The 18,759-nt window shown below is 67.7% G+C and carries 21 protein-coding genes; all 21 read right to left on the minus strand.

Annotated elements, in window-relative coordinates; all coding sequences use genetic code 11:
* Positions 1 to 93 precede the first annotated feature (93 nt).
* Positions 94 to 930 carry an SGNH/GDSL hydrolase family protein gene (locus QPC17_RS05020; protein ID WP_083200614.1) on the minus strand — a complete coding sequence of 279 codons (837 nt, stop codon included), beginning with the start codon at positions 928 to 930 and terminating at the stop codon, positions 94 to 96.
* A complete protein-coding gene (locus QPC17_RS05025) occupies positions 891 to 1,979 on the minus strand; it encodes an NADH:flavin oxidoreductase/NADH oxidase (protein WP_218837031.1) in 1,089 nt (362 codons plus the stop codon). Before QPC17_RS05025 ends, QPC17_RS05020 begins: the two co-directional genes overlap by 40 nt.
* Positions 1,979 to 3,637: an NAD(P)-binding protein gene (locus QPC17_RS05030; RefSeq protein WP_068538990.1), complete on the minus strand. Its 1,659-nt coding sequence runs from the start codon at positions 3,635 to 3,637 to the stop codon at positions 1,979 to 1,981. The genes QPC17_RS05025 and QPC17_RS05030 overlap by 1 nt, the downstream gene beginning before the upstream one ends.
* On the minus strand, positions 3,634 to 4,716 hold the full coding sequence (locus tag QPC17_RS05035; protein WP_068538989.1) for a thiamine pyrophosphate-dependent enzyme: 1,083 nt from the start codon (positions 4,714 to 4,716) through the stop codon (positions 3,634 to 3,636). The genes QPC17_RS05030 and QPC17_RS05035 overlap by 4 nt, the downstream gene beginning before the upstream one ends.
* A complete protein-coding gene (locus QPC17_RS05040) occupies positions 4,703 to 5,971 on the minus strand; it encodes a transketolase C-terminal domain-containing protein (protein WP_068538988.1) in 1,269 nt (422 codons plus the stop codon). The genes QPC17_RS05035 and QPC17_RS05040 overlap by 14 nt, the downstream gene beginning before the upstream one ends.
* On the minus strand, positions 5,955 to 6,542 hold the full coding sequence (locus QPC17_RS05045; protein WP_062613824.1) for a 2-oxoacid:acceptor oxidoreductase family protein: 588 nt from the start codon (positions 6,540 to 6,542) through the stop codon (positions 5,955 to 5,957). Before QPC17_RS05045 ends, QPC17_RS05040 begins: the two co-directional genes overlap by 17 nt.
* A 136-nt stretch (positions 6,543 to 6,678) precedes the next feature.
* Complete coding sequence (locus tag QPC17_RS05050; protein WP_068538987.1) at positions 6,679 to 7,530, minus strand: TrmH family RNA methyltransferase; 852 nt, start codon at positions 7,528 to 7,530, stop codon at positions 6,679 to 6,681.
* A complete protein-coding gene (locus tag QPC17_RS05055; protein WP_201783165.1) occupies positions 7,531 to 8,082 on the minus strand; it encodes a dTDP-4-dehydrorhamnose 3,5-epimerase family protein in 552 nt (183 codons plus the stop codon).
* An 85-nt stretch (positions 8,083 to 8,167) separates the two neighbouring features.
* Complete coding sequence (gene rplT / locus QPC17_RS05060; protein WP_062613822.1) at positions 8,168 to 8,551, minus strand: 50S ribosomal protein L20; 384 nt, start codon at positions 8,549 to 8,551, stop codon at positions 8,168 to 8,170.
* A 9-nt stretch (positions 8,552 to 8,560) separates the two neighbouring features.
* A complete protein-coding gene (rpmI, locus tag QPC17_RS05065; protein ID WP_062613821.1) occupies positions 8,561 to 8,755 on the minus strand; it encodes a 50S ribosomal protein L35 in 195 nt (64 codons plus the stop codon).
* A 19-nt stretch (positions 8,756 to 8,774) separates the two neighbouring features.
* Positions 8,775 to 9,437 (minus strand): translation initiation factor IF-3, encoded by a 663-nt coding sequence (gene infC / locus QPC17_RS05070; protein ID WP_201783164.1) that lies wholly within the window; start codon positions 9,435 to 9,437, stop codon positions 8,775 to 8,777.
* 193 nt (positions 9,438 to 9,630) lie between these two features.
* The gene (locus tag QPC17_RS05075; RefSeq protein ID WP_285347058.1) at positions 9,631 to 10,356 is read right to left on the minus strand and encodes an SseB family protein; all 726 of its coding nucleotides are present in this window, start codon (positions 10,354 to 10,356) and stop codon (positions 9,631 to 9,633) included.
* Positions 10,357 to 11,088: a bifunctional 1-(5-phosphoribosyl)-5-((5-phosphoribosylamino)methylideneamino)imidazole-4-carboxamide isomerase/phosphoribosylanthranilate isomerase PriA gene (gene priA / locus QPC17_RS05080; RefSeq protein ID WP_062613819.1), complete on the minus strand. Its 732-nt coding sequence runs from the start codon at positions 11,086 to 11,088 to the stop codon at positions 10,357 to 10,359.
* Positions 11,081 to 11,713, minus strand: a complete 633-nt coding sequence (gene hisH / locus QPC17_RS05085; protein WP_285347059.1) for an imidazole glycerol phosphate synthase subunit HisH — start codon at positions 11,711 to 11,713, stop codon at positions 11,081 to 11,083. The genes priA and hisH overlap by 8 nt, the downstream gene beginning before the upstream one ends.
* Positions 11,710 to 12,264: a hypothetical protein gene (locus tag QPC17_RS05090; RefSeq protein ID WP_062613817.1), complete on the minus strand. Its 555-nt coding sequence runs from the start codon at positions 12,262 to 12,264 to the stop codon at positions 11,710 to 11,712. The genes hisH and QPC17_RS05090 overlap by 4 nt, the downstream gene beginning before the upstream one ends.
* A complete protein-coding gene (gene hisB, locus QPC17_RS05095; RefSeq protein ID WP_062613816.1) occupies positions 12,261 to 12,860 on the minus strand; it encodes an imidazoleglycerol-phosphate dehydratase HisB in 600 nt (199 codons plus the stop codon). The genes QPC17_RS05090 and hisB overlap by 4 nt, the downstream gene beginning before the upstream one ends.
* Complete coding sequence (locus QPC17_RS05100) at positions 12,857 to 13,954, minus strand: histidinol-phosphate transaminase (protein ID WP_062613815.1); 1,098 nt, start codon at positions 13,952 to 13,954, stop codon at positions 12,857 to 12,859. The genes hisB and QPC17_RS05100 overlap by 4 nt, the downstream gene beginning before the upstream one ends.
* Entirely contained in the window at positions 13,951 to 15,276 is a 1,326-nt protein-coding gene (hisD, locus tag QPC17_RS05105) for a histidinol dehydrogenase (RefSeq protein WP_062613858.1), read from the minus strand. The genes QPC17_RS05100 and hisD overlap by 4 nt, the downstream gene beginning before the upstream one ends.
* Positions 15,277 to 15,348: 72 nt before the next feature.
* A complete protein-coding gene (gene uppS / locus QPC17_RS05110) occupies positions 15,349 to 16,068 on the minus strand; it encodes a polyprenyl diphosphate synthase (RefSeq protein WP_276787316.1) in 720 nt (239 codons plus the stop codon).
* On the minus strand, positions 16,061 to 16,801 hold the full coding sequence (recO, locus tag QPC17_RS05115) for a DNA repair protein RecO (protein ID WP_285347060.1): 741 nt from the start codon (positions 16,799 to 16,801) through the stop codon (positions 16,061 to 16,063). The genes uppS and recO overlap by 8 nt, the downstream gene beginning before the upstream one ends.
* A gap of 31 nt (positions 16,802 to 16,832) precedes the next feature.
* Positions 16,833 to 18,602, minus strand: a complete 1,770-nt coding sequence (gene leuA, locus QPC17_RS05120) for a 2-isopropylmalate synthase (RefSeq protein ID WP_285347061.1) — start codon at positions 18,600 to 18,602, stop codon at positions 16,833 to 16,835.
* Positions 18,603 to 18,759 lie beyond the last annotated feature (157 nt).

Below are 18,759 nucleotides of genomic sequence, written 5' to 3' on the forward strand. Positions count from 1 at the left end.
GCAGGCGCGGGTTTACGCTCCAAGTCTAATCATTGAGCCAGCCCGGGGCGATTTCGGTCCACTGTGGCCCGCGCAACGACGCCGTCGCCCAACTCACGTCCGCGCGATCGGCCCGCTCCAGGGCCCGAGCTCCGCCACCTCGGTGCGCTCCCAACCCCGGTCGTGCGCCACGGCGTCGGCAAGCTCCTGCGCCCACACCGCATACCACGGGCTGTTGGGGTGGAAGAGGTCGATCGCATGGTAGGAAAACAGGTAGGTGGCCATCGGCAGGCTCTGAGAGATACTGCGGATGTCGATGACGCGGTGAGACTCGAGCCGATCGATGCTGGCCGAGAACTCCTCCGCCCGCGCGTCGGCCGTCATCACCCCGAACGAGGGGATATTCATGACGAACGAGCCGGCGGGCAGCTCGCCCTCCAGACGCTCGACGTAAGCGGCAAACTCATCCTGGCTCAGCCACGGCTGGAGCACGTCGTTGCCGCCGATGTCGAGGCTGACGACGTCAGGGCGCAACGGCTCGCCCGCCACCTTGAGCCCGCGCAACTGCGGTAGCTGGGTACCGAGCACCGACTGGATCGTGCCGCCCGAGAGCGACAGGTTAAGCAGCACGACCTCGCGCCCGCTCATCTCCTCCAGCGCCCGCGCGAGCCGGGGCACGTAGCCCTCCTGAACCACCCGGGCGCCCAGGCCCTGGGCCGCCGAATCCCCGAGCGCCACGTAGACGAGTGGCATCTCGCCGCCCACCTGCGCGATCTGGTCAAGGCGGGCCAGTTCAGCCTGGAGGTGGCGCTCCCAATACCGGCGGAAAGGCGAGTTCTGCTTCGCCACTCCCCGGCGGCGCACCATCCCGGCCATCACTCCCAGCGCGACCACTCCTGCAATCTTGCCCTTCAGCGCGTCGACCTTCCCCTCACTAGCTGGTCCGGCCATGGGATCTCCACATCCAGCACCTTCGCCCAGTGCCGCGGCACGTACGGGTCATGGAGCCCCACGCGGCCCACGTAGACCACGTCAGCCTCTTCTTCATAGACGACGACGTCGGCCTGCGTGGCGTTCGTGATCTGCCCGGCGGCGCCCACCACGGCGCCCGTCTCCTCCCGGATCCGGCGGGCGAAAGGGACCTGGTATCCCGGGCCGGCGGGGATCTTAACGGGGAAGCAACCGCCCGTGCTCACGGACCAGAAATCGACGTCGGGAAGCTCGCGCACCAGCCGGATCGAATCCTGCAGCGTCCACCCGTAGCTGCCGTCCACCTCCTCGAAGTTCTCCGCCAGCCAGTCGGTGGCCGAGATCCGCACGAAGAGCGGCACGTCGCCGATCACCGCACGCACCGCGCGCACAACCTCGCGCAGGAGGCGCGTGCGGCCCTCGAAGTCTCCGCCCCAGGCGTCCTCGCGATGATTCGATATCGGGGAGAGGAACTGGTGAATGAGGTAGCCGTGGGCGGCATGGATCTCGATCGCCTGGAAGCCGGACTCCACCGCCAGGTTCGCCGAGCAGGCGAACTGGGCAATAACGGCCTGGATCTCGGCCTCCGTCATCTCCCGCGGAGCGGGCAGGCCCTCGAACGCAATCGCGCTGGGCCCCACGGTCTCCCACGCCTCCTCGGGCGGCAACGCGCCACCACCGAGCCCACCCCGCGTGGAGGCCTTGCGGCCGGCGTGGTTGAGCTGGATCGCGGCCACCCCGCCGTGCTGGGTGATGACCCGGGCGATGTGCCGGAAGGCCGGCACATCCGCCTCATCATCCAGGCACAGGCACTTGTTCGAGATGCGCCCCACCGGGGTGACCGCCGTTGCCTCCACCGTGATGAGGCCAAAGCCGCCCACAGAGCGGGAGGCGTAGTGCTGGTAGTGCCAGTCGTTCGGCCGACCCAGCCACTCCCCCGACTCCCCCGCGCAGTATTGGCACATCGGCGGCAGCCAGATCCGGTTGCGGACCTGCAGCCCGCGTAACTCGATGGGATCGAAAAGACTCACTAAATCTCCTCCGGCACCATGGAGATCGCTCCACACGGGCATTCCTCGGCACACACGCCGCAGCCCTTGCAGTAATCGTACTTGAACTCATACACGCCGGAGGCAATCTTCGTGACCGCGTTATCCGGGCACACGCCGAAGCAGTTGTCACACCCGAAGCAGTTGCCGCAACTCATGCAACGCCGCGCCTCGTAGATCGCCGACTCCTCGTCCAGGCCGATCACCACCTCGTCGAAGGTGGAGGAGCGCCGGGCGCCCTCGAGGCGCTTGCGCATCTTGTGCGGGGCGTCAGAGTAGTACCAGGTCTCCATCCGATCGAGCGTGGCGTCCCCGTGCTTGTCCGCCGGGGCGTACGTGCCACCCCTCAGCCAGGAGTCGATGTAGCGGGCGGCCTTCTTGCCGTGCCCGATCGCCACGGTCACGTTCTTCTCCGCCTTGATCATGTCGCCACCGGCGAAGACGCCCGGGCGGCCCGTCATCATCTGGCCAGAAACCGTGACGACGCCGTCGTTGATCTCCACGCCCTCCACTCCCTCGAGGAGCGTGAGGTCGGACTGCTGGCCAAGCGCCATGATGAGCGAATCGGCGGCCAGCTCCTCGTACTCGCCGGTGGGCTGGGGGAAGCCGTTCTCGTCCAGGGCCATCTTCTCGATCTTGATCGAGCCGGCATCCACGTGGTCCACTGTGGACAGCCAGCGCATCGTGATGCCCTCCTCCTCGGCCTCCTGGACCTCCGAATCATGGGCCGGCATCCGATCGCGCGTGCGGCGGTAGAGAATGACCGACTCGGTGGCGCCCAGGCGCTTGGCCGTACGGGCGGCGTCCACAGCCGTATTGCCGCCACCGTAGACCACCACCACGCGGCCGAGGAGTGGCTGGCTAGCATTCGCCGCGAAGCCGTCCTCCTCCACGTCGCGCAGCACGTCCACCGCGTCCATCACGTGCGAGGCCGACCCGGCGGGCACGTTGATGTTCTTCCCGATCTGGGCGCCCACCGCAGTGAAGACCGCGTCGAAGTCGGCAAGTGCGGCCTCGACGTCGTCGACCCGCGTGTTTTGCTCGAAGGTGACGCCCATGTCGGCAATCCGCTGGATCTCCGCGTCGAGGATATTGCGCGGGAGGCGGTAGGACGGGATGCCATAGCGCATCATGCCGCCCGGCTTCTCACCCAAGTCCCGCACCGTGACCTCATGGCCGAGCAGGGCGAGGTGGTAGGCGGCCGACAGCCCCGCCGGGCCCGAGCCGACCACCAGGACCTTCTTTCCCGACGGCGCGGCGGCAACCTCAACCTTCCAGCCCTCCTCGATCGCCTTGTCACCAAGGAAGCGCTCAACCGAGTTGATGCCCACCGCCTCGTCCACCTGGGCGCGGTTACACGCCACCTGGCAAGAGTGGTAGCACACGCGGCCCATGCAGGCGGGAAGCGGATTGTTGACCATGATCTCGCGCCAGGCCGCCTCGTAGTTGCCCTCCTCGGTGTGGTAGAGCCACTTTTGGATGTTCTCCCCCGCCGGGCACTGCTTGTTACACGGAGGCAGGAGGTTGACGTAGACCGGCCGCTCCGAACGCCACGTGCCCGTGCGATTCGCCGCCGAGGAGCCCACCTCGAGGGTGATCGCAAACGGCAGGTTTTCCTTCTCGTCTCGCAGCGATGTCATGATTCGTCTCCCTCGTACTTGACAAACTCATCCAACGACTCGTCATCGATCAGGTCATAGCGCCTGATATTGCGGTCCGCCATTTCCTGGATCCGACGAATCACCTCCGGGTCCGCGCCCTTCTTGAATAGGTGGGCGAAGCGGCGCTGGAGGCGCAGGTAGTCCTCCACGGGCGCCGGGCGGCGGATCTTCGACACGGACGTGATCTCGCCATACTCGGCCTCGTAGACCGGAAACAGGCCAGTCTGGGTGGCCAGGCGCGCCACCTTGACCGTGACTCCGGAGGCGGTGCCCCAGCCGAGCGGGCACGGCACGAAGATGTGGATGTAGCGCGCGCCGTGCATACCCATCGCCTTCGTCACCTTGTACTCGAGATCGCGCAGGTCAGCCACCGTGGCGGTGGCGACGTAGGGGATCTCGTGCGCCATCGCAATGCGCGGCAAGTCCTTGCCCTGGCCCCAGGTATTGCCCGGCTCCGGGCCGACGGGCTGGGTGGTGGACGTGCGGGCCGTGGGCGGGGTGGCGCCCGATCGCTGCACGCCCGTGTTCATGTAGGCCTCGTTGTCGTAGCAAATGTAGAGCACGTCGTCGTTACGCTCGAACATGCCCGACAGGGGGCCGAAGCCGATGTCCACCGTGCCGCCGTCGCCGCCCTGGGCCACCACCCGCACGTCCGACTTGCCCATCGCCTTCAGGCCGGCGGCCGCACCGGTGGCAACGGCAGCCGTGTTGCCGAACAGCGAGTGCATCCACGGCAGGTTCCACGAGGTTTCGGGATACGGGGTGGAGAAGACCTCAAGACAGCCCGTGGCGTTGATGGCTACCACGTGGTTGTCGGTGGCCGCCATCGCCGCATCGAGGGCGTAGCGGGCGCCGAGCGCTTCGCCACAGCCCTGGCAGGCGCGGTGGCCCGAGGTCAGGGAGTTGAAGCGGTTCGGTCCGGATTGGACCGACTGGTACTGCCCGTCCACCAACCGGTTGCCCACCGCGAAGGATCCGACCTGGTAGAACTTGACCTCTTCGCGGGAGGGGATCGCCGTCTGGCGGTACTCCGGGCTTGGCAAATCAACGGATGTCATCGTGACCTTCTTCCTGTGCCCGCTCCGCGTAGTGGCGGATCATGTTTTCCGGAATCGCGCCGGATCTGCGCATCTTCGCCTCGCGCTCCAGTTCGTGCTCCACGAGCTCCGTGTCGAGGTCGAGGAACGTCAGGTGCTCCACCTCGTCACGCACCGCCTTGTCCAGGTAGGCGTTGAGCGAAGCGATCGTGATGTCGCGCCCGCCCAGGCCCGCGATCAGTTCGTGGCAGGTGAAGTGCAGCCCGCGCATGGCCGCCCGGCAGTGGGAGGAGACGATGCCGCCGATGCCCACCGAGAACGCCTTCTCCAGCACCACGAAGCGCTTGGCGTTCTTCAACACCTCGCGCACCGCCGCCGACGGGAACGGACGGAAGGACACGAGCGAGAGCACGCCGATCTTCTCCCCCGCCTCGCGCCGCATGTCGACGACGTCGCGCAGCGTGCCCGTGACCGAACCGAGGCAGACGACGATCATTTCCGCGTCCTCGCACTTGTACTCGTGCAGCAACCCGCCCGAATCGCGGCCGAAGATCTCCTTGAACTCGGCCTGGATGCGCGGCATGAGCTCGAGCGCGTCAAGCTGCTTGTGGTGGGCGAGGTAGCGCACCTCGGTGAAGGCCTCCGGGCCCACCATCGCGCCGATCGAGATCGGATCGGCCGGGTCGAGCACCTGGCGCGGCTCGTAGGGCGGCAGGAAGCGATCCACCTGTTCCAGCTCGGGGATGTCCACCTGCTCCACGGCGTGGGTCAGAATGAAGCCGTCCATACACACCATCACCGGCAGCGAGAGCTCCTCGGCGATCCGGAAGGCCTGTACGTGCAGGTCCGCCGCTTCCTGGTTGTCCTTCGCGTACAGCTGCAGCCAGCCAGAATCGCGCTGGGACATCGCGTCCGAGTGGTCGTTCCAGATGTTGATCGGCGAGCCGATTGCGCGGTTGGCCACTGTCATAACGATCGGCAGGCCCAGTCCGGAGGCATTGTAGACCGCCTCGACCATGTAGAGCAGGCCCTGGGAGGCGGTGGCGGTGTAGGCACGGGCGCCCACGGCCGAAGCTCCGATGGAGGCCGACATGGCCGAGAACTCCGACTCGACGTTGATGTACTCACAGTTCTCAAGCTCGCCCTTCTTCACCATCGCCGACAGGCCCTCCACGATGTGGGTCTGGGGTGAGATGGGGTAGGCGGCGACGACGTTGGGCCGGCACGCGGCCACGGTCTGGGCGATCGCCTGCGATCCCTCAATTTGCTTCAGCATTGAGCGCCTCCTTCTTAGCTAGCACCAGGTCATATGCCTCCTGGGCGGCGGCCACGTTCATCTCTCCTACCCGCCCGGGGAAGCGCTCAGAGATCGCCTTGGCCACCGACTCCATCTTGTACAGGCCGGTCAGCGCCGCGGCCGCGCCGAGGAGCACGGCGTTAGGGACGGTGCGCCCGGTGTGTTTGCGCGCGATGTCCGCGGCCGGGATCGTCATGAAGTGGCCCTGCGGCATCTCGGCCTGACGCTCGGTGAGCCCAAGCTCCGCGCTGCGCTTGGAGGAATTGATGAGCACGTAGCCACGCGGGTTCAGCCCCGAAAACACATCGACAATGCCAAGCAGCGTGGGATCTTGCACGATGAGCAGATCCGGATGAAGCACGGGTTCGCGGGTGCGGATCTCTTCCTCACGGACCCGGCAGTAGGCGACGACGGGCGCGCCGGTGCGCTCGGATCCAAACGAAGGGAATGCCTGGGCGTGACGACCCTCGGCGAACGCGGCCATTGCAACGAGGTCAGAGGCGGTCACCACGCCTTGGCCGCCTCGCCCATGGATGCGAATTTCTACCATGACACCGATCATAGTTCTGGCGCGGTAAGGACGAGCCCGGCATTAGGTAAGACTTGAATTAGCTAATTTTTACAGACACTGAAATAGGGACGGCGCACCCGGCCGCAGGGACCTTCGTCCCTTAAAGCGTTCTTTCTCAGCGGGCCTCGGCCGCACGCTGCGCCAGTGCGCTGGCGTACAGGCACAGCGAGCTCGCCACGCCCGCGTTCAGCGATTCCGCCGCGCCCCACATGGGAATTCGCACCCTATGGTCAGCCAGCTCCAGTTGGGCGGGCGTGAACCCGTGGGCCTCGTTACCCACCAGCCACATCGTGGGGGACGCAAGATCTAGGACCTGCGACCCGGCGCCGTCCACCCGTGAAAAATCGCCCGGGCACACCATGGCCTGTGCCAAATCGCGCTCCCCACTCCCGTCCGCGCACAGCACCTGGATGCCGGCCGCGCGCGCCGCTCCGACCGCCTCCTGCACGGCCACCGAGAGGATCGGCAGGTGGAAAACCGACCCTGCTGAGGAGCGGATCACCTTGGGGTTGAACAGCTCCACTGAGCCCGGGCCGAGCAGCACGGCGTCAGCGCCCGCGGCGTCGGCGGTGCGGATGACCGTGCCGAGGTTGCCCGGGTCGGCCGACTCCGCCAGGCACACCAGCAACCGCGGCGCACGCCCAAGCACGTCGGCCAACGACGGCTGGCCGGGCACGTCCGCCACCGCGAGCCAGCCCTGGGCCGACGTCGACAGGCGCGCGAAGTCCGCCTCGGACAGCACGTGCGTGTACGGATCGACCCGTTGGGCGAGCGAGTCGAGGTCAGGGTGACGAGCGAGGCCCTCCTCCGTGACGTACAGGTCGCGAAGCTCCGGGCGCGCAAGCACCTCGCGCACCGCCTGCGGGCCCTCCACGAGGATCTGGCCGTAGCGCTCCCGGTTCCTGCGCGACTGCAGGCCGGCAACCTTCTTCGCCTGGCCCGTTAGGCCCTCGAAGCGGCGCGGCACCTACGCTCCCCTCACCGCGGAATACCGCGGGGCGTTCAAGTCCTTTTCCGAGATCATCGCCCGGTTATCGACGTCGACCGGGATCGGCCACTCGATGCCCAGCTCCGGATCAAGCGGGGCCAGCGCCGAGCCCGGCATCCCCGCCGTCCACTCCCGGTCGAAGAAGTAGAGGTACTCCGACTCCTCCAGCGCCTGGAAGCCGTTGCATACGCCCTGCGGGACCAGCACCATCGTGCCCGGGGTGATCTCCACGGTCACCACCTGGCCCCGCGTGGCCGAGCCCTCGCGGATGTCCACGTAGGCGCCGAAGACCCGCCCGAAGACCACCGTGACCAGCTTCGTCATCGCCTCCGCGTGAAGGCCGCGCACGGCCCCCTTGTGCGTGAGCGTGTTGTTCGCCTGGGCAAACGAGCTCACCAGCCCGCGCTCCTCCAGCCAGGACCTGCGCACTAGCTCACGGATCGTGCCGCGTTCGTCCGTGACCTGCTTCGGCGTGATGACGTAAAGGCCCTCAATGGCCGTGGCCTGCATGGCCGGTTCAATAATTTCCACGGTTCCTCCGTTTTTCCTTCATGGTACCAGCGCAAAATCAGTGAAGCGGGCCCCGAAAACCTCGGGGCCCGCCACAATGAGTGCGTTACTTGTTCGCCGGAGCGTTCACGTCCGCCGGAAGGGCGGCCTTGGCGGCGTCGACAAGCGCCTTGAAGGCGGCCGGGTCATTCACCGCGAGCTCGGCGAGCATGCGGCGATCAACCTCAATGCCGGCCAGCGACAGGCCCTGCATGAAGCGCGAGTAGACCATGCCCTCGGCGCGGCACGCAGCGTTGATGCGCTGGATCCACAGCTTGCGGAACTCATTCTTGCGCACCTTGCGGTCGCGGTAGTTGTAGACGAATGAGTGGGTAACCTGCTCCTTGGCCTTGCGGTACAGGCGCGAGCGCTGGCCGCGGTAGCCCTTGGCGCGCTCAAGCGTGGTACGGCGGGACTTCTTGGAGTTCAGTGCATTCTTTACGCGAGCCATCTCTACTCCTTACATGCCAAGAAGGCGCTTGGTGGGCTTGACGTCGGCCTGGGCCACCGGCTGGTCCGAGGACAGGCGGCGGGTACGACGCGAGGACTTGTGCTCGAGGAGGTGGCGCTTGCCCGCCTGCTCGCGCATGAGCTTGCCGCTACCGGTGACGCGGAAGCGCTTCTTAGCACCCGAGTGGGTCTTCATCTTAGGCATTATTCGTATTCTTTCTTGACTAGTTCGCTGCCGTCTCAGCCTGCTCATCGGAGGCGGCATCCTGCCGGGCGCGGCGCGAATCGGCGCGGTGAGCTGCGCGCTCTGCCTCACGCCTGCGGCGCTGGTCGGACTTGGCCTGCGACTTGCGACGAATAGGAGCAAGCACCATCACCATGTTGCGACCATCGACGCGAGGGGCAGACTCCACGGTGGAGTTTTCCTCAGTGTCGTTCGCAATACGCTCCATGAGGCGCACACCCATCTCCGGACGCAGCTGCTCGCGGCCCTTGAAGCGAAGCTGGATCTTGACCTTGTCTCCCCCATCAAGGAATTTCTTGATGGCCGAGACCTTCGTGTCGTAATCGTGCTTGTCAATCTTCAGGCTCAGGCGAATCTCCTTGAGTTGGGTATTGGCCTGATTGCGGCGAGCTTCGCGCTTCTTCTGCGCGGCTTCGTACTTGAACTTGCCGTAGTCCATCAGCTTGGCCACTGGCGGATTGGCGTTGGGTGCCACCTCAACAAGATCGAGATTAGCTTCCTGGGCGAGGCGCAGGGCATCCTTAACGCGAACGACGCCGACCTGTTCACCGCCCGGCCCGACTAGACGTACCTCGGAAACGGTAATTCGATCGTTGATTCTTGGCTCGTTGATAACGGTTCCTCTTCTTACTTCGACGTGCAATGCGCACGGAGTATCCCGAGGAAAAGGGGCATACGCCCACCTTCACCAAAAACCCGGCCCCCTGTGGGAACTCGAGGTGGGATTTCTCCGCTTGCATCCCGGCATTCGCCGGTGGTGGTCGCCTAGTAGTGTATCAGGGGCCGCCACGCTCCGCTATATCCGCTCACGCTACGCGCCCCGTGAGCTTGCCCACCTAAGCTCCCGCAAAGAACGGCCGGATCTCCACCACGTCCAGGCGCGACTTGACGTACGGGTCGCTTCCCATCGCCGCGGCCACGGTGTGGGCGATGTTGACGACCTTATCCCGGTCCACGGGCGGGATAAGGTAGAGCACGACGACGGCCGAGCCGTTCTGCCCCGGCTGGACCCCGATCTTCTCCAGGCCCGGCAGATAGCCGTCAATCCCAAGCGTGATCCTGCGGGGGATCTCCGGGTCGTCCCAGGGCGCCACCCACGGGGTATTGCTGGCGAGCGCGGCGGTGGCGCTGCGCCCCAGCCAGGTCTGGTCCTTGCCCGGGTCGAGCACAAGCACGCCGTCGGCTCGTTCCAGAGCCGCCGAGGCGACCTTCGCCACTTCAACCGGCACGGGACGGGCCTCATCGTTCCACGCACGCAAGGCTGAGGCCGAAGAGAAGATCGGCAGGGCCTGCCGCCCACCCGGAAACTCCACGCGCACCAGGTCCTCGTCCGGGCACTCGAGCGGATCGGTGGGGGCCGGCGCGTGGGCGGCGATCCCGGCGCCGTCGCGGCCCGGGTGCGCGTGCGGGAGGACGGGCACGATCACCCGGCCGAGCGCGGCCACGATCGCCGCTACGCGGGCGTGCTCGGGTTCGGCGTAGGCCGCGGCGAGCTCGGGGGTGATGGAGCCGTCGTCGTCGGCAAAGGGGTTGGGCGAAAGGATGCGGCGTAGGTCGGCCATCTACCGCTCGCCCGCAATCTCCAGCGCCTGCGGCAGGGTGAACGCCCCGGCGTAGAGCGCCTTGCCCACGATCGCGCCCTCCACGCCGAGCTCCACCAGCTCGCGCAACGCCGCGATGTCATCCAGGTTCGACACGCCGCCGGAGGCGACCACCGGGCGATCCGTGGCCTCACACACCTTGCGCAGCAGCTCGAGGTTCGGGCCCTCGAGCATCCCGTCGCGCGTGACGTCGGTGACGACGTAGCGGGCGCACCCGTCGTCGTTGAGGCGGGCGAGCACCTCCCACAGGTTGCCCCCGTCGCGCGTCCAGCCGCGGGCCGAGAGCACGTCCCCGCGTACGTCCAACCCCACAGCCACGCGCTCACCGTACTCGGCGATCGCGCGCTTGGTCCACTCCGGGTCCTCCAGCGCGGCCGTGCCCAGGTTGACGCGGGTGGCGCCGGCCTCGATGGCACGGGCGAGCGAGGCGTCGTCGCGAATGCCGCCCGACAGCTCAATCTTCACGTCCTTCTGCTCACCCACGATCCGGGACAGCAGCTCGTGGTTGGAGCCGCGCCCGAAGGCCGCGTCGAGGTCCACCAGGTGGATCCACTCCGCGCCCTGATCGACGAAGAGGGCCACGGCGTCGGCCGGATCGCCGTACTCCTGCTCGGTGCCAGCCTTGCCCTGGTTGAGGCGCACGGCCTTGCCGTTGACGACGTCGACGGCGGGGAGAAGTTCGAGTTTAGACATGGCTACCTTTCATATCGAGCCAGTTGCGCAGGAGGCGCAACCCGGCGTCGGCGGACTTTTCGGGATGGAACTGGGTGGCGGTCAGCGGGCCGTTCTCGACCGCGGCGACGAAGCGCGCGCCGTGCTCGGCGAAGGTGACCAGCGGCGGGGCGAAGTGCCCGCCGGCCAGCTCGGCCGCCGGGTCGGGCATGACGGCGTAGGAGTGGACGAAGTAAAAGCGCTCGTTCTCAATCCCGTCAAACAGTGCCGAACCCTCGGGCACCTCCACCTTGGACCAGCCCATGTGCGGCACGATCGGAGCCGGTAGCAAGTCCACGCTCCCCGGCCACTGGGCGAGACCGCGCGCTCCCCCGTGCTCGGCGGAGTGATCGAACATGATCTGAAGGCCCACGCAGATGCCGAGCACGGGCCGCCCACCGGCGAGCCTGCGCTCGATGATCCGGTCAGCTCCCGCCGCGCGAACCTTATCCATGACGGCGGCCATCGCGCCCACGCCCGGCACCACCAGGCCGTCGGCGTCCTCAAGGATGGCCGGCTCGGTGGTGAGCTCCACGCGCGCGCCCACCTTCTCCAGGGCGCGCACCACCGAGCGCACGTTGCCGCCCGTGTCGAGGACCGCGATCATCGCACGCCCTCGCCGTCGGAGTCGTCGGCGGCATCGATCTTAGGCGCCCCACCGAGGATGCGCTCGACGTCGGCCAGGCTCAGGTCCATCGAGGAGATGCCCTCACCCGCCGCGCCGTTGATGACCAGGCTCTCCACCTTCGGGTCGAGCGTGTTGAGCAAGATTCCGGCCTGGACCTCCTCACCGCGTAGGCCGCCCAGGTAGCGCACGCCGGTTACCATGCCGGACAGACCGGCCTCGGAGCCGACGTCGTCGCCCAGCTCGGCCGTCAGCAGCACCACGCCGAACTCGGATAGCGCCGAGAGCGGGCCGGCGAGGTTATCCGGGTCGTCAGCGACGTTGGCGGGCTCGCCCTGCGCGGGCTCGGGCTCCCCGCCGAGGAGCTCGGCGATGTCCCAGTCGGTGAAGGCGGGCACGGCCACGTCATGTACCACGCACACGCCTGAGTTCGTGGCGATCACCCGGGCATCCAGCCCGCGCAGGCGCAGGATGCCGGCCACGATGTCGGGCTGGCCGAAGGGGGTGAGGACGACGAATCGGCGCGAGCTCACAGGGCCCCCTTGGTGGAGGGCACGCCGCTCACGCGCGGATCGGGCTCCACGGCGGCGCGCAGCGCCCGGGCCAGCGCCTTGAACTGGGCCTCGACGATGTGGTGCGGGTCGCGCCCGTAGAGCAGCTCCACGTGCAGGCAGATGCCGGCGTTCATCGCGAAGGACTCGAACACGTGGCGCGTCATCGCGCCCGTGAAGTGCCCTCCAATGAGGTGGTACTCCTGGCCCGCGGGCTCGCCACGGTGCACGACGTACGGCCGGCCCGACACGTCCACCACGGCCCGAGCGAGCGACTCGTCAAGCGGCACCACGGCGTCGCCGAAACGGCCGATCCCGCTCTTATCCCCCAGCGCCTGGCGCAGCGCCTGGCCGAGACAGATCGCGGTGTCCTCCACGGTGTGGTGCACGTCGACCTCCACGTCCCCGCGCGCCTCGACGTCGATGTCGATGAGCGAGTGCTTGGACAGGGCGGTGAGCATGTGGTCGTAGAACGGGACGCCCGTGTCGATGTGGGACGTGCCCGTCCCGTCCAGGTCAATTTTCACCCGGATCGAGGATTCGGACGTGGTACGCTCCACCATTCCTTGGCGAGTCATCGTGCCTCCTTCAGTGCCTCAACAAAAGCAGCGTTCTCCTTCGGCTGCCCCACCGTCACGCGAAGCCAGCCGGCCGGTCCGACCTCGCGGATCAAGACGCCCCGGTCCACAAGGCGCTGCCACACGGCGTGCCGGTCTTCAAAGGTACCAAACATGACGAAGTTTGCATCCGAGTCCGCCACCTGCAAACCCATCTGGCGAAGCTCGGCGGCCAGCGCGTCGCGGTCGGCGCGGATCTGGCCCACCTGCTCCATGAGCAAGGCGCGGTGGGCGAGCGCGGCGCGGGCGGCAGCCTGGCTCACAGCTGACAGGTGGTAGGGCAGGCGCACGATCCGCACCATGTCCACGATCTCGCGGCTGGCGGCCATGTATCCGAGGCGCAGGCCGGCCGCCCCGAAAGCCTTCGACATCGTGCGCGTCACCACCAGGTTCGGGTAGCGCCCCAGCAGCTCGAGGGCGCTCGGCACGCCGTCGCGCCGAAATTCCCCGTAGGCTTCATCCACGACGACGACGCTCGCCGCGCCCTCCGGCCCCGATTGCGCGCTCGCCTCGAGGATGGCACGGAGGTCGGCAGGGTCGAGCGCGGTGCCCGTAGGGTTGTTGGGCGAGGCCAGCAACACGACGGCCGGGCGGTAGACCTGCAGTTGCGCGGGCACGGCGGCCACGTCGATCGCGAAGTCCGCTCCCCGCTCCACAGCGACGAAGCGGCCGTAGACGTTACGGGTGTACTCGGGGTACATGGAATACGACGGGGTGAAGGTCAGCACCGTGCGGCTCGGGCCGGCAAACGCGGTGAGCAACTGAGCCATAACCTCGTTCGAGCCGTTCGCCGCCCACACCTGTTCCGGCGCGAGCCTCACGCCCGATTCGGCAGCCAAGTAGCCGGCGAGATCGGCTCGCAGGGCGAAGGCCTCGCGGTCCGGGTAGCGGTTGAGAGACGCGGTGGCCTCGGCCACGCGCACGGCGATCTCCGCCACCACCTCGGGCGCCGGCGGGTAAGGGTTTTCGTTCGTGTTGAGCACCACCGGCAACTCCATCTGGGGAGCGCCGTAGGGCACCTCGCCCACGAACTCGGGGCGCAGCGGCAGCTTCATGAGAGCCTCACCTTCAGAGCGTCGGCGTGGGCGGGCAGGTCCTCGTCCAGCGCGAGCGCCGTGAGCGGCCCGGCCATGGAGGCCATCGCATCCCGCTCGTACTCGATCTCCTGGACGGGCTTGATGTAGGCGAACACGTTGAGCCCCGCCGCGAAGCGGGCGGTGCCGCCCGTGGGCAGCACGTGGTTGGAGCCGGCCATGTAGTCCCCAAGCGGCACCGGCGAGTACGGGCCCACGAAGATCGCCCCGGCGTTGCGGATGCGGCCGGCCACCTCCCGGGCGTTCGCCGTCTGGATCTCGAGGTGCTCGGCCCCGTAGGCGTCGGCCACCCGCACGGCGGCCGCCATGTCATCCACCAACACGATCCCGGACTGGGGGCCGCGCAGCGCGGTGTCCACCCGCTCGGCGTGCTTCGTCGCAGCCGCCTGGGCCGCGAGCTCGGCCTCGCAGGCGTCGGCGAAGTCCTCGGAGTCCGTGATGAGCACGGAGGCGGCGGCCGGGTCGTGCTCGGCCTGGGACAGGAGGTCTGCGGCCACGTAGCGCGGGTTGGCACCGGCGTCAGCAATGATCGCGATCTCGGTGGTGCCGGCCTCGGCGTCGATGCCCACCACCCCATGGACGGCACGCTTGGCGGCGGCCACGAAGATGTTGCCAGGCCCCGTCACAACGTCGACCGCCTCGCACAGCACCGGCCCGTCGGCCTCCTCGGATCCGGCGGCGCCGTAGGCGAACATGGCGATCGCCTGGGCCCCGCCCACGGCGTAGACCTCGGTGATGCCGAGCAGCTTGCACGCGGCGAGGATCGTAGGGTGGGGCAGGCCACCGTACTCCTTCTGCGGCGGCGAGGCCAGCGCGATCTGCGACACGCCCGCCACTTGCGCGGCCACCGCGTTGTGGATGACAGAGGAGGGGTAGACAGCCAGCCCGCCGGGCACGTACAGGCCCACGCGCTCCACCGGGATCCAGCGCTGGCGGACCACGCCACCCGGCACAATCACCGTCTGCGCCGGGGTGGGTAGCTGAGCGCGGTGGCCGGCCCGGTTATGCTCGATCGACAGCTCGAGAGCGTGGCGCAGTTCGGGCATGAGCCGGGCTTCGGCGTCGTCGATCGTCTCCTGCGGCACGCGCAGGCTCTCGGGGCGCACGCCGTCGAAACGCTCGGCCAGGTCGCGTAACGCGGCCGCGCCCTCGCGCCTCACCCGTTCGATGATCGGGCGCACCGCCTCAAGCGCGGCGTCGATGTCCACGCTCGCCCGCGGAAGGCTCGCGGCCAGCTCCGCCCGCGTGAGGTTGCGCCCACGAAAATCAAGTCGTTGTAGCATGCGGCCAGTGTACGCCGTGAGCACCGCAAACGCCTGGCCCGCCCACCTATCGGGAGCCCGGCCCCGGGGGCGTCACTCCCCCGCCACCGCGTCGACCGCGCCGCCGAAACGCCGCTCGCGCCCGGCGAATCGATCGAGGCAGGCGCGCAACGAATGCTGGTCAAAGTCCGGCCACGGCTCGTCCACGAACATCATCTCCGCGTACGGGGACTCCCAGAGGAGGAAGTTCGACGTGCGTTGCTCACCGCCGGTGCGAATGAAGAGGTCAACGTCGGGAAGGTCGGGCTGGTACATGTAGCGCCCGAGCAGCTCCGGGGTGACCTGGTGGGGCTCGACCACCCCGCGCCGCACGTCGTAGGCCAGCTCCATCGCGGCGTCCGCGATCTCGTTGCGCCCGCCGTAGTTACAGCAGAAGTTGAGGATCATCGTGTCGCAGTCGGCCGTGTAGCGCTCGGCCGACTGAAGTTCGTTGATGACCGAGCGCCACAGCCGTGGCTGGCGCCCCGACCACACCACCTTCACGCCCCACGAGCGCAACTCCTCGCGGCGGCGGCGAATGACGTCGCGCGAATAGTTCATGAGGAAGGCGATCTCGCGAGGGGAGCGCCGCCAATTCTCCGTGGAAAAGGCGTAGACGGACAGCACCTCGACCCCGGCCTCAATCGCGCCGGAGATCACGTCCATGAGCGCGTCCTCGCCCGCCCGGTGGCCCTCCGTGCGCGGCAGACCCCGGGCGTTCGCCCATCGCCCGTTGCCGTCCATGACAATGGCCACGTGCCTCGCCTCAGCCATGGCCTCCCCCTTCCGCGCCCACCAGCGCAAGCGACTTCATCTTCGATTCCAGCTGCCACTGTACGAACGCGCCGATGAGGGCTGCCGCTTGACGACGCGCGGCGCTCCCCGAGGCGTCCGCGATCGACCAGTCCCCCACGCTCAGCGCACCGATGAGCTGCCAGGCCTCCACCGACGGGATCGTGGCGCCCGGCGGCCGGCAGTCGTCGCACACCGCCCCGCCGCTGTGGACGTGGAAGGCCTCGTGCGGGCCGGGCGCGCCGCACTTGGCGCACTCGAAGACCGCCAGCTCCCAGCCCGACAGCGACATCGCGCGCAGCATGTAGGAGTGCAGCACGAGCGTCAGCGCGTGGGCGCCGGTCGCTAGCGCGTGGAGCGCCCCGTGGAGGAGGGAGAACTGTGCGGGTTCGGGGTGGTCGTCGGTCAGGCGGTCGGCAAGTTCAAGCATGGCGGAGGCACACGTGTACGCGTCGTATTCTGCGACGAGGGTGCGCCCGTACTGGTTGCGGGATTCGACCTGGGTGATCGTATCGAGGGTGCGGCCGCGGTAGAGCTGGACGTCGATCATGGAGAAGGGCTCCACGCGCGCCCCGAAGCGGGACTTGGTACGCCGCACGCCCTTGGCCACCGCCCGGATCTTGCCGTTGTGGCGGGAGAGCATCGTGATGATGCGATCGGCTTCGCCCAGGTCATGGCAGCGAAGCACGATCGCATCGTCACGGTAGGTCTTCATGCGCCCCATTATAGGGGCCCGGGCCGCCGCTCTAGCGCAGGGCGCGGTTGACGGCAGACACGATGGCCTTGAAGGCGGCGGTGACGGTGGACGGGTCGAGGCCCACGCCCCACATCACCTGGCCGCCGATCTCGCACTCGACGTACGAGGCGGCCGTGGCGTCCCCGCCCGACGACAGGGCGTGCTCGGCGTAGTCAAGCACCCCGACGTCGATGCCGAGCTTGGCGAGCGCGGCCGTGAAGGCGTCGATCGGGCCGTTACCGGTGGCAGCCACCGTGGACTCGCTCACCTCATCGCCGTCGCGTTCGGACAGCGTGACAGTGAGGACGGTCTGGTGGCCCTCGTCCGCCGTCGTGACCGTAGTGCCGCGCAGGGAGTAGCGGCCCCAGGGGCGCAGGCCCTCGGCCGCGGTGTAGGGCAGGTACTCGTCCACGAAGATCTTCCACAGCTCGTCGGCCGTGACCTCCCCGCCGATCACGTCCGTGCGGTGCTGGACAAGGTTGGACACCTCCACCTGGAGGCGGCGCGGCAGGTCCAGGTCTCGCGTAGAGGACAGGAGGTAAGCCACCCCGCCCTTGCCGGACTGGGAGTTGACGCGGACCACGGCCTCGTAGGACCGGCCCACGTCCTTCGGATCTATCGGCAGGTAGGGTATCTCCCACAGCACCGCGTTCTCGTCCCCGCCGGCGGCGATAACCTTGCGGGCGCGGGAGGCGAAGCCCTTCTTGATGGCGTCCTGGTGGGAGCCGGAGAAGCTGGTGTAAACGAGGTCGCCGCCGTAAGGGGTGCGGGGCGGGACCTCCATCTGGGTGCAGTGTTCAACAGTGCGGCGGATCTCGTCCAGGTTCGACAGGTCGAGCTGGGGGTCGATCCCGTTGGAGAAGAGGTTGAGGGCCACGGTCACCAGGTCCACGTTGCCGGTGCGCTCGCCCTGGCCGAACAGGCATCCCTCCACCCTGTCGACGCCGGCGAGCAGGGCCAACTCGGTGGCGGCCACCCCCGTGCCGCGGTCGTTGTGATTGTGGGCCGACAGGGCGATGTGCTCGCGCCGGGAGAGGTTGCGACTCATCCACTCGATCTGATCGGCGTACACGTTCGGGGTGGAGCGCTCCACGGTGGTAGGCAGGTTGAGGATGATCTCCCGGTCCGGGCCGGGCTGCCACCCGTCCATGACCGCCTCGCACACCTCGAGCGCGAAGTCGAGCTCGGTGTCCACGAAGATCTCTGGCGAATACTCCAAGCCCACAATCGTGTGGTCGTCGAAGCTCTTTTCCATGTAGGACACGAGGTCCTGAGAGCCGGCGACGGCGAGCTGCTTGATCTGCTCGCGGTTCATGTTGAACACGACATCGCGGAACACCGGGGCGGTGGCGTTGTAGAGGTGCACGGTAGCGCGCGCCAGGCCCTGCAGGGCGTCCACCGTGCGGTGGATAATCTCCGGCCGGCTCTGGGTTAGCACTGAGATCGTCACGTCCTCGGGCACCGCGTCATCCTCCACGAGCGAGCGCACGAAATCGAAGTCCGCCTTCGACGCCGCCGGGAAGCCCACCTCGATCTCTTTCAGCCCGATCGCCACCAGCAGGTCAAACATCTTGCGCTTCTTCGCCGGGTCCATCGGGTCGATAAGCGCCTGGTTGCCGTCGCGAAGGTCGGTGGACAGCCAACGCGGGGCCTTCGTGATTCGGTTGTTCGGCCACGTGCGATCCGGAAGGCTCACCGGGTTGGAGTCAAGGAAATGACGGTACTTCGCGATCGGCATCGGGGTGGGTTGCTGCTGCGTTCCAAAGCCTGCTGTTTTCATGGTCTCTCCCAAAGTTGTGTAAACGGTTAGCCAACACGAAAACCCGCGGAGAGGTGTCAGCCAGTGACCTCGCCGCGGCACCTAAGCAGGAGCGTGAACATGGCACTACCCTACCGGCGCCCTACCCGCGCGCAAGCGATATTCCACGTTGTGGGCG

Source organism: Trueperella bernardiae, assembly GCF_030246965.1.
In the GTDB taxonomy this organism is placed as follows: domain Bacteria; phylum Actinomycetota; class Actinomycetes; order Actinomycetales; family Actinomycetaceae; genus Trueperella; species Trueperella bernardiae.

Bases quoted from the DNA above. Each gene is read 5' to 3' on its own strand.
- QPC17_RS05020 (WP_083200614.1), bottom strand. From the start codon at position 930: ATGGCCGGACCAGCTAGTGAGGGGAAGGTCGACGCGCTGAAGGGCAAG.
- QPC17_RS05030 (WP_068538990.1), bottom strand. From the start codon at position 3,637: ATGACATCGCTGCGAGACGAGAAGGAAAACCTGCCGTTTGCGATCACC.
- QPC17_RS05035 (WP_068538989.1), bottom strand. From the start codon at position 4,716: ATGACATCCGTTGATTTGCCAAGCCCGGAGTACCGCCAGACGGCGATC.
- QPC17_RS05040 (WP_068538988.1), bottom strand. From the start codon at position 5,971: ATGCTGAAGCAAATTGAGGGATCGCAGGCGATCGCCCAGACCGTGGCC.
- QPC17_RS05045 (WP_062613824.1), bottom strand. From the start codon at position 6,542: ATGGTAGAAATTCGCATCCATGGGCGAGGCGGCCAAGGCGTGGTGACC.
- rplT (WP_062613822.1), bottom strand. From the start codon at position 8,551: ATGGCTCGCGTAAAGAATGCACTGAACTCCAAGAAGTCCCGCCGTACC.
- rpmI (WP_062613821.1), bottom strand. From the start codon at position 8,755: ATGCCTAAGATGAAGACCCACTCGGGTGCTAAGAAGCGCTTCCGCGTC.
- QPC17_RS05075 (WP_285347058.1), bottom strand. From the start codon at position 10,356: ATGGCCGACCTACGCCGCATCCTTTCGCCCAACCCCTTTGCCGACGAC.
- priA (WP_062613819.1), bottom strand. From the start codon at position 11,088: ATGTCTAAACTCGAACTTCTCCCCGCCGTCGACGTCGTCAACGGCAAG.
- hisH (WP_285347059.1), bottom strand. From the start codon at position 11,713: ATGATCGCGGTCCTCGACACGGGCGGCAACGTGCGCTCGGTGGTGCGC.
- hisB (WP_062613816.1), bottom strand. From the start codon at position 12,860: ATGACTCGCCAAGGAATGGTGGAGCGTACCACGTCCGAATCCTCGATC.
- QPC17_RS05100 (WP_062613815.1), bottom strand. From the start codon at position 13,954: ATGAAGCTGCCGCTGCGCCCCGAGTTCGTGGGCGAGGTGCCCTACGGC.
- hisD (WP_062613858.1), bottom strand. From the start codon at position 15,276: ATGCTACAACGACTTGATTTTCGTGGGCGCAACCTCACGCGGGCGGAG.
- uppS (WP_276787316.1), bottom strand. From the start codon at position 16,068: ATGGCTGAGGCGAGGCACGTGGCCATTGTCATGGACGGCAACGGGCGA.
- recO (WP_285347060.1), bottom strand. From the start codon at position 16,801: ATGAAGACCTACCGTGACGATGCGATCGTGCTTCGCTGCCATGACCTG.
- leuA (WP_285347061.1), bottom strand. From the start codon at position 18,602: ATGAAAACAGCAGGCTTTGGAACGCAGCAGCAACCCACCCCGATGCCG.